The 8,842-nt window shown below is 74.0% G+C and carries 5 protein-coding genes and 1 pseudogene; 1 reads left to right on the top strand and 5 read right to left on the bottom strand.

The genetic code is table 11. The features are described from left to right. Positions 1-88: pseudogene (locus ACIQOW_RS13775) on the top strand (ATP-binding protein); the annotation flags it as partial. A gap of 94 nt (positions 89-182) precedes the next feature. Here the strand turns inward: ACIQOW_RS13775 and cimA are convergent. The 5 genes from cimA to ACIQOW_RS13750 form a co-directional block, all read right to left on the bottom strand. Beyond that, a complete protein-coding gene (cimA, locus tag ACIQOW_RS13770) occupies positions 183-1,787 on the bottom strand; it encodes a citramalate synthase (RefSeq protein WP_401083721.1) in 1,605 nt (534 codons plus the stop codon). A 377-nt stretch (positions 1,788-2,164) separates the two neighbouring features. After that, positions 2,165-3,277 (bottom strand): branched-chain amino acid aminotransferase, encoded by a 1,113-nt coding sequence (locus ACIQOW_RS13765; protein ID WP_188297101.1) that lies wholly within the window; start codon positions 3,275-3,277, stop codon positions 2,165-2,167. A gap of 309 nt (positions 3,278-3,586) precedes the next feature. After that, entirely contained in the window at positions 3,587-4,624 is a 1,038-nt protein-coding gene (locus ACIQOW_RS13760) for a 3-isopropylmalate dehydrogenase (protein ID WP_401083719.1), read from the bottom strand. A gap of 58 nt (positions 4,625-4,682) precedes the next feature. Further along, on the bottom strand, positions 4,683-5,246 hold the full coding sequence (locus ACIQOW_RS13755; RefSeq protein WP_401083717.1) for a Uma2 family endonuclease: 564 nt from the start codon (positions 5,244-5,246) through the stop codon (positions 4,683-4,685). 116 nt (positions 5,247-5,362) lie between these two features. After that, entirely contained in the window at positions 5,363-8,734 is a 3,372-nt protein-coding gene (locus ACIQOW_RS13750; protein ID WP_401083715.1) for a S8 family serine peptidase, read from the bottom strand. Between the last annotated feature and the right edge of the window lie 108 nt (positions 8,735-8,842).

The raw sequence follows: 8,842 nt of genomic DNA, 5'->3' as shown, positions 1-8,842 counted from the left end.
CGTCACCCTCGACGCCCGCCGCCGCGACAGCGCCAAAAGCGCCCTCATCACCCTCGTCGAACACGCCCTCCTCGCCCGACTCCGGTGACCGCGGGCGCCGAGCCTGCGGGAAGCGCGCGAGCACCTGTGGCCCGTCGGACTCCACGCGGAGTCCGACGGGCCACGGGCGTTCCCGGGAGCGGCTACTCGGTGGGCTCCAGGCCCGCCCTGACCAGGCCGTAGGTGTACGCGTCCTCCAGCGCCAGCCAGGAGGCGGCGATCACGTTGTCGGCCACACCCACCGTCGACCAGGTGGTGGTGCCGTCGGTGGACTCGATCAGCACCCGGGTCTTGGACCCGGTGCCGTGCTGCCCCTCCAGGATGCGGACCTTGTAGTCCACCAGCTCGAAGCCGGCCAGCGGCGGGTAGATGCCCTCCAGGGCCGCGCGCAGCGCCTGGTCCAGCGCGTCGACCGGGCCGTTGCCCTCGCCGGTGGCGATCCGGCGCTCGCCCTTGGCCCACAGCTTGACGGTGGCCTCGTTGCCCGCGAAGCCCTTCGGGCCCTGCTCGCTGATGGTCCGCCAGGACTCCAGGGTGTAGAAGCGGTCCCGGCTGCCGCGCACCTCGTCGCGCAGCAGCAGCTCGAAGGAGGCGTCGGCGGACTCGTAGGTGTAGCCGAGGTTCTCCTGCTCCTTCACCTTGGCCACCACCCGGCCGGCCAGGTCCCGGTCGCTGGAGAGGTCGTAGCCGAGTTCCTTGCCCTTGAGCTCGACGGAGGCCCGGCCGGCCATGTCGGAGACCAGCATCCGCATGGTGTTGCCGACCCGCTCGGGGTCGATGTGCTGGTACAGGTCGGGGTCGACCTTGATCGCGGAGGCGTGCAGGCCCGCCTTGTGGGCGAAGGCCGAGAAGCCGACGTACGGCTGGTGGGTGGCGGGGGTCAGGTTGACCAGCTCGGCGATCGCGTGCGAGATCCGGGTCATCTCGGCCAGCCGGCCCGCGGGCAGCACCCGGCGGTCGTACTTGATCTCCAGCGCGCCGACCACCGGGAACAGGTTGGCGTTGCCGACCCGCTCGCCGTAGCCGTTGGCGGTGCACTGGACGTGGGTCGCGCCGGCGTCCACCGCGGCCAGGGTGTTGGCCACGGCGCAGCCGGTGTCGTCCTGGGCGTGGATGCCGAGCCTGGCACCCGTCCTGGCGAGCACGTCGGCGACGATCTCCCGGACGCCGCCCGGCAGCATCCCGCCGTTGGTGTCGCAGAGCACCACCACGTCCGCCCCGGCCTCGTGCGCGGCACGGACCACCGCCACGGCGTACTCGGGGTTCGCCCGGTACCCGTCGAAGAAGTGCTCGCAGTCGATGAACACCCGCCGCCCCTGGGCGCGCAGGAACGCGACGCTGTCCCTGACCATCTCCAGGTTCTCGTCCAGGGTGGTGCGCAGCGCCAGCTCCACGTGCCGGTCGTGCGCCTTGGCCACCAGGGTGATCACGGGCGCGCCGGAGGCGACCAGCGCGGCCAGCTGCGGGTCCTCCGCGGCCTTGCCGCCGGCCCTGCGGGTGGCGCCGAAGGCGACCAGCCGGGCGTGCTCCAGCTCCAGCTCGGCGGCGGCGCGGGCGAAGAACTCGGTGTCGCGCGGGTTGGCCCCGGGCCAGCCGCCCTCGATGAAGCCGACCCCGAACTCGTCCAGGTGCCGGGCGATGGCCAGCTTGTCCGCCACCGTCAGGTTGATGCCCTCCCGCTGTGCTCCGTCGCGCAGCGTGGTGTCGAAGACGTGGAAACTGTCGTCGGTACGGGTGACCTCGGTCATGACCCCTGGTTCTCCGTTTCGGGGAGGTTGGTACTGCTCTGCCGGATGTCGTCCCGGCTCCACTGTCCAGGATCCCGCGCGCGGTCCCGGTGTCCCCGGGCCCCTTGTGGGGGCCCTCGGCCGGTCCGGGGGAGGTGCTCGATGGGGCGGTGCCCAAAAAGCAAAAGACCCCTCGCGGGTGCGAGAGGTCTGCGCGCGGGTCTGGACGCTCGTGGTCGCTCCGCATCGGGTCCTGCGGGAGCGGTCACTGCGGACCGGCGCGCCTGCTGCTAATAATCATCGACAGCGTGGACACGCTCGCAGTCTGGCACAGCTTCCGGGATCCGGCCCGCCCCGTCTCGCGATGCGAAACGGGGCAGGCCGGGCGGGGTGCCGACTCAGACGATCTTGTGCAGCCAGCGGTGGGTGTCCGGGGTCTGGCCGCCCTGGATCGACAGCAGCGCCCGGCGCAGCTCCATGGTGACCGGGCCGGGCTCGCCGGCGCCGACGGTCCAGTCGGCGGCGGCGGACTTCACCGAGCCGACCGGGGTGATGACGGCGGCGGTGCCGCAGGCGAAGACCTCGGTGAGGGTGCCGTCGGCGTTGGCCTGCTGCCACTCGTCGGTGGAGATCCTCCGCTCCTCGACGGCGTAGCCGAGGTCGGAGGCGAGCTGGAGCAGCGAGTCACGGGTGATGCCGGGCAGCAGGGCGCCGGACAGCTCCGGGGTGACGATCCTGGCGTCCTTGCCCTCGCCGAAGACGAAGTACAGGTTCATCCCGCCCATCTCCTCGACCCACCGGTGCTCGGCGGCGTCGAGCCAGACCACCTGGTCGCAGCCCTTCTCGGCGGCCTGGGCCTGGGCGACCAGCGAGGCGGCGTAGTTGCCGGCGCACTTGGCGGCGCCGGTGCCGCCGGGCGCGGCCCGGACGTACTCCTTGGAGAGCCAGACCGAGACCGGCTTGATGCCGCCCTGGAAGTAGGCGCCGGCCGGCGAGGCGATGATCATGAACAGGTAGGAGTTCGCCGGGCGGACGCCCAGGCCGACCTCGGTGGCGAACATGAACGGGCGCAGGTAGAGGCTCTGCTCCGGCTCGTTCGGGACCCACTCCTGCTCCTGGCGGACCAGCAGCTCGACGGCCTCGACGAAGGTCTCCACCGGCAGCTCCGGCATCGCCAGGCGGCGGGCCGAGGCCTGGAAGCGGGCGGCGTTGGCCTCCGGACGGAAGGTGGCGATGGAGCCGTCGGCCTGGCGGTAGGCCTTCAGACCCTCGAAGATCGCCTGACCGTAGTGCAGGGTCATGTTCGCCGGGTCGATCTCCAGCGGCGCGTACGGCGCCAGCTGGGCGTCGTGCCAGCCCACGCCCTCGGTCCAGCGGATGGTGACCATGTGGTCGGTGAAGACCCGGCCGAAGCCGGGGTTGGCCAGCCGGGCCTCGCGCTCCGCTGCGGGCAGCGGGTGGGCGGAAGGCTTGAGGTCGAACGTGATGGGCGCCTGGGTGGCCGTGCTCATGGCTGTTTCCTTCACCGTGGGGTTGGTCCGGGCCGCCACCGCCTGCGGATACTTTCGGCAAAGATCACCGAAACGGACGCAGAACGGCACGGCCCACTGTCGATACTCGCATCCAGAGGGCCGTGCCGAACAGCTGCCCGCCCTGTTTCAGGGCGGCACGCTGCGGATATGCGGTCCGGCCCGCCGGGCCGGAACCTTGTCGGATCCGGCCCGCTAGCCGGAACCCCGCTCTCGGATCCGGCCCGCTAGCCGGAACCCCGCTCTCGGATCCGGCCCGCTAGCCGGAACCCCGCTCTCGGATCCGGCCCGCTAGCCGGATACTCGGGCGACGAGCGCGTCGCCGACCTGCGAGGTGCTGCGGGCGCCGGAGCGCTCGGTCAGGTCCGCGGCGACGGCGGCCTCGACCTTGGCGGCCTCGGCGGCGAAGCCGAGGTGCTCCAGCAGCATCGCGACCGACAGCACGGTGGCGGTCGGGTCGGCCTTGCCCTGGCCCGCGATGTCCGGCGCCGAACCGTGCACCGGCTCGAACATGGACGGGAACTCGCCGCTCGGGTTGATGTTGCCGCTCGCGGCCAGGCCGATCCCGCCGGTGACGGCGGCGGCCAGGTCGGTCAGGATGTCGCCGAAGAGGTTGTCGGTGACGATGACGTCGAACCGCTCCGGCTGGGTGACGAAGAAGATGGTCGCCGCGTCCACGTGCAGGTAGTCGGTGGTGACCTCGGGGAACTCCGCGCCGACCTCGGCGAAGATCCGCGTCCACAGGTGCCCGGCGTGCACCAGCACGTTGTTCTTGTGCACCAGGGTGAGCTTCTTGCGCGGCCGCGCCTGCGCCCGGCGGTAGGCGTCGCGCACCACGCGCTCGATGCCGTACGCGGTGTTCAGGCTGACCTCGGTGGCCACCTCCTGCGGCGTCCCGGTGCGCAGCGTGCCGCCGTTGCCGACGTACGGGCCCTCGGTGCCCTCGCGGACGACCACGAAGTCGATCTCCGGCTGACCGCCCAGCGGGGACTGCACGCCGGGGAAGAGCCGGCCGGGACGCAGGTTGATGTGGTGGTCGAAGGCGAACCGCAGCTTGAGCAGCAGCCCCCGCTCCAGCACGCCGGACGGCACGCTCGGGTCGCCGATGGCGCCCAGCAGGATCGCGTCGTGGGACTTCAGCTCCGCCAGCACGTCGTCCGGGAGGGTCTCGCCGGTCCGGTGGTAGCGCCGGGCCCCGAGGTCGTACTCGGTGGTCTCCAGCTTCACGTCGGAGGGAAGCGCGACACCCAGGACCTTGAGGCCTTCGGCCACGACTTCCTGGCCGATGCCGTCACCGGGAACAACTGCGAGACGAATGGTGCGAGACATGCTCGGACCCTACTCCGCCGTCCCAGGTACTGACACCACGCGTCCACGATCCGGACGTTCAGGTCAGGTCGATCTCGATGTCGAAGGGCTGATCGACCTTCAGTTGCTTGTGGTGGATCCCGGTCGGGACGTACCGCTTGGAGGCCGGTTCAAGCTCGAACGTGTAAACCACGGGACGGCCCTCGTTGCACTCGACGCGCCAGAAGTGGCGAATGCCGGCAGCCGCGTACTTACGCGGTTTGATCTCCCGGTCACGCTCGCGGGACTCCTCGGAGACCACCTCGACCGCCAGAAGAACGTGCTCGGCGGAGAAGCCCGTCTGGCGATAGCCGGTGTCGGAGTCCTCGTGGACCACCAGCAGATCGGGCTCCGGTCGATTCCGGCGGTCGAGCGTGACCGTCATCTCGGGCCGCACCTCCCAGCCCTCCGGAACCGCGGCCTCCAGCCCTCGCTCCAGCACTCGCTTCGCTCGCACGTGGAACTTTGTCTGTGGACTCACGAAGATCAGGCTCCCGTCGAGCAGTTCGGTGTGCGGCGGGAGATCAGGCAGCCGGTCGAGATCCTCTGCGGTGTAGCCACCAGCAGGAGGCCGAATCCAGTCGGGGTACGGCGCGATGCTCATGGTTCCTCCCATACGGGGATTCCGGCGGCCGTTCCAGGCTACTCGGCGAAACCGTCCCTGGAACCAGTCTTTCGAGGGAGCGCGCCGGGGACGGTGGGGCGCCCCCGGCGCGGCGGTCACGGCAGGTCGAGCACCTGGGCCCGCCGGCCGGCCGGGTTGAGGTGGTACAGCAGCAGGAGCCGCGTGGGGTCGCCCTCCGCCCGGCGCGCGGCGAGGACGGCGCCGGGGCCCGCCGGGGCCATCACGGCGGCCGGGCCGGTGAGGCCGGACCGCGCGGTGAGCGCCGGGTGCAGGACGTCCAGGGGGACGGACGGGCGGGTGCCGTCCAGCCCGATGGCGGAGAGGGCCTCGGCCACGTCCGGTGTGCCGCCCCCGGTGTAGCCGGTCCACACGCCGTAGTGGACGGTGCTGTGCCCGGGCGTGATGCCGGGCAGGGCGCTCAGCCGGACGGGCAGCAGCAGGACGTCGCTGTCCAGCAGCCCGGTGTCGGTGTCGCCCCGGCGGGCGTTGAGCGGCTGGACGTCGAGTTCGGCCCCGGTGCGGGCGTCCAGGGCGCGGGAGACCAGGACGTCGCCGCCGCGCTGCCGGTCGGCCTTGAGGATGACGTCGGTGCTGCCGTCGCCGTCGGTGTCCAGCGCCACCCGCACCCCGTACAGTCCCACCGGCGTCACCGCGGGCTCCCACAACTGCGCTCCCACGTACAGCAGTTCGGAGTCGACGGCGGCGCCCGCCGCGCGCAGGTCGGCGGACCGCTCGCCTGGGTGCTCGACGCAGGTCTCCTCCTCCGCCTGGTCCGTCCCCTCCCCCGCGTCCGCGGGCCGGATGCCCGCGCCCGGCCGGGCCGCCGCGCCGCTGCCGGCGGCCTGGCAGTCGGGCCGGCGGGGCCCCTCGCCGCCGAGCGCGAGGGCGCTGACCAGCCCGGACTGTTCGCCCGGCGCGGCGCGGCCGCCGAGGGCGACCAGGGTGCCGTCCCTGGCGGTGCGGACGGTGGCCGCCGCCGTGAGGTCGCCGGTCGGGCGCGGGGCGGCCAGCACCGGGATCCGCAGCTGCGGCGGCCCGTCGTCCCCGACCGGCGTGAGCAGCACCCGGCCGGAGAGTTCGCCCCGGTAGCTGCGGGCCCGGCCGCCCTGCACGGTGTCGATGGTCGGGTCGGGCACGCGCCCCAGCTCCCCCGGGACGGACAGCGTCACCCGCACCCGCGCGGTGCCGCCCGCCGGGACGTCCACCCGGGCCGGGGCCACCCGGTAGGAGGCGCCGGGCAGTTCGGTGGCCGCCGCGTACGAGGTGCGGTAGCCCAGCGGCGTTCCCGAGGTGTTGCGCACCTCGATCTCCCGGGTCGACGCGGTCGGCCCGCCCACCTCGACCGGTCCGAAGGAGACCCCGACGCCGCCCTCCACCGCGCCCTCCCCCGCCGCGTAGGCGACGGCGGGCGTGCGGACCGCCCGGTCCACCCGGACCCGTCCGGCCCCGGTGCGCTCGGGCCCGTAGACCGGCCCGCCGTGGTCGTCGTCGAGGTAGGTGTCCACGGTGGTGTTCATCAGCGCGGCCTTGACCTGCTCGACCGTCCAGTCCGGGTGCGCGGCGCGGACCAGCGCGGCGAGCCCGGCCACGTGCGGGGTGGCCATCGAGGTGCCGCTCTCGCGCTGGCCGCCGGAGCCGCTGCCGACCAGAGTGGACCAGATGCTCTCGCCGGGGGCCGCCAGGTCGGGCTTGACCACGCCGGGCACGCCGATGCCGCGCGAGGTGAAGTCGGTCAGGGTGTCGGCCCTGGCCGGCTGGTCCTGCGGGACGGAGCCGTGCAGCGTGTTGCCGGGCGCGGCGAGCCGCACCCGCACCGGCCCGGCGGCCGAGGCCTGCCGCAGCCGCTCGCCGTCGGCGCGCGCCAGCAGGACGGCCGGGACGCGGTCGTTGCCGGCGATCTCGGCGAGGTGGTCGGAGTCCGCGGCGTACAGCGCGCCGATCGCGCCCGCGTCGGCGGCGTGGTCGGCGCGCGGTCCGGAGTTGCAGGCCCGGTCGGCCTCCCGGGTGCGCCAGGTGAGCAGCGCGATCCGTCCGGCCAGCCGCCGTCTGTCGGCCTCGCTGAAGTCGGCGCAGCCGTCGGACTGGTCTGCGGGCAGGGCGAGTTCGCCGCTGACGTCGGCGGTGGACCAGCCCTGGTAGCGCTCGCTCCAGTGCGCCGGGACGACCCCGGCCTGCGCGGCGGGGGCGAGCACGGTGATGCCGTCCACGTCGGCGTGTCCGTGCACCGAGGCGGCGACGGTGATCGCCCGGGCGGCGGTGCCCGGGCTGCCGCCGATGCCGTACACGTCGCCGTCGTTGCCGGCCGCCGCGACCACGACGGTGCCCAGTTCGGCGAGCCGGTCGACGGCCAGGGCGTCGGTGTCGTCGGTGCTGCCGAAGCGGCTGCCGAGCGAGAGGTTGACGACGTCCAGCCGGTCGCTCAGGTCGCCGTCCCCGTTCGGGTCTGCGGCCAGGTCGAGCGCCTCGGTGACCCGGTCGGTGGAGCCGTCGCAGCCGAACACCCGGATCGCGTACAGCTGGGCGCCCGGGGCGGTGCCGGGGCCGATCCGGAAGGCGGCCGGGTCCAGCCCCGGCCCGTACGGACCGGTGTACGGCCGGCCGTCGGCGGTGACGCCGTACCCGGCCGCGGTGCCGGCCACGTGGGTGCCGTGCCCGTTGCGCACGCAGTCGATCGGGTTGTCGCTGGGGTGCGGCACCGGCTGGTGGTGCGGGGAGGCCGGATCGGGGTCGTAGTCGTCGCCGACCAGGTCCTTGCCGCCGACCACCTTGGCGTTGGGGAACAGCGCGGGCGGCGCCGGCCTGCCGCGCTCGACCGAGCGGAACGCCTCCTCGGTGCCCGGGCCGCCGAAGTCGGCGTGGGTGTAGTCGATGCCGCTGTCGACGATCCCGATCCGGGTGCCCCGGCCGGTCCCGGTGGCCGGGTCGCCGGCCCAGACCCGCGGGGCGCCGGTCAGCGGGACGGAGTGGGCGTTGTCGCGCCGCTTGGCGACGATCGGGTGGACGGCCAGGACGCCGGGCAGCGCCCGCAGCGCGGGCAGCCGGTCGGCGGGCGCGTCGACCGCGAGGCCGGTGAGCACGGTCCGGGTGCGGTAGAGCTCCCGGGCGGCGGGGGCCGCGCGGTGGACGGCCCCGGCGAGCCGGTCGAGCGCGTCCCCGGCCGAGGAGCGCTGGGCCGCGCCGGCCCGGGCGGCCTCCCGGTGGACGGCCTCCGGGGAGCGCTGGGCCCGCCGGGCCCCGTCGGCGGCGCGCCGCCAGGCCGGACCGGCCGCCTCGGTGGTGAGTTCGAGCAGGACGGAGGCCGTTCGGCCGGCCCCCGGAGGTCCGGCGGACGGTGGGCCCGCGGACGGTGGGCCCGCGGACGGTGGGCCGCCCGCCGCCGGGGTGGCGGCGAGGACGGCGCTCCCGGCCAGCAGGGCCAGGGTGAGGCCGATCCGGGCGGCGGGTCGGCGGACGGGTGGCAGACGCACTGGGCCCTCTCCCCCGGCAGGGGGACTGATCCGCACTCCGTGTCGCTGACGCCCGCCCGTGCGGACGTCGATCACCCCTCCCGGAGGCCCCAAATTAGGATGATCGCG

It is taken from the genome of Kitasatospora sp. NPDC091335, from assembly GCF_044757205.1.
Taxonomy (GTDB): Bacteria; Actinomycetota; Actinomycetes; order Streptomycetales; family Streptomycetaceae; genus Kitasatospora.
This window is presented reverse-complemented; position numbering and strand designations above follow the sequence as displayed.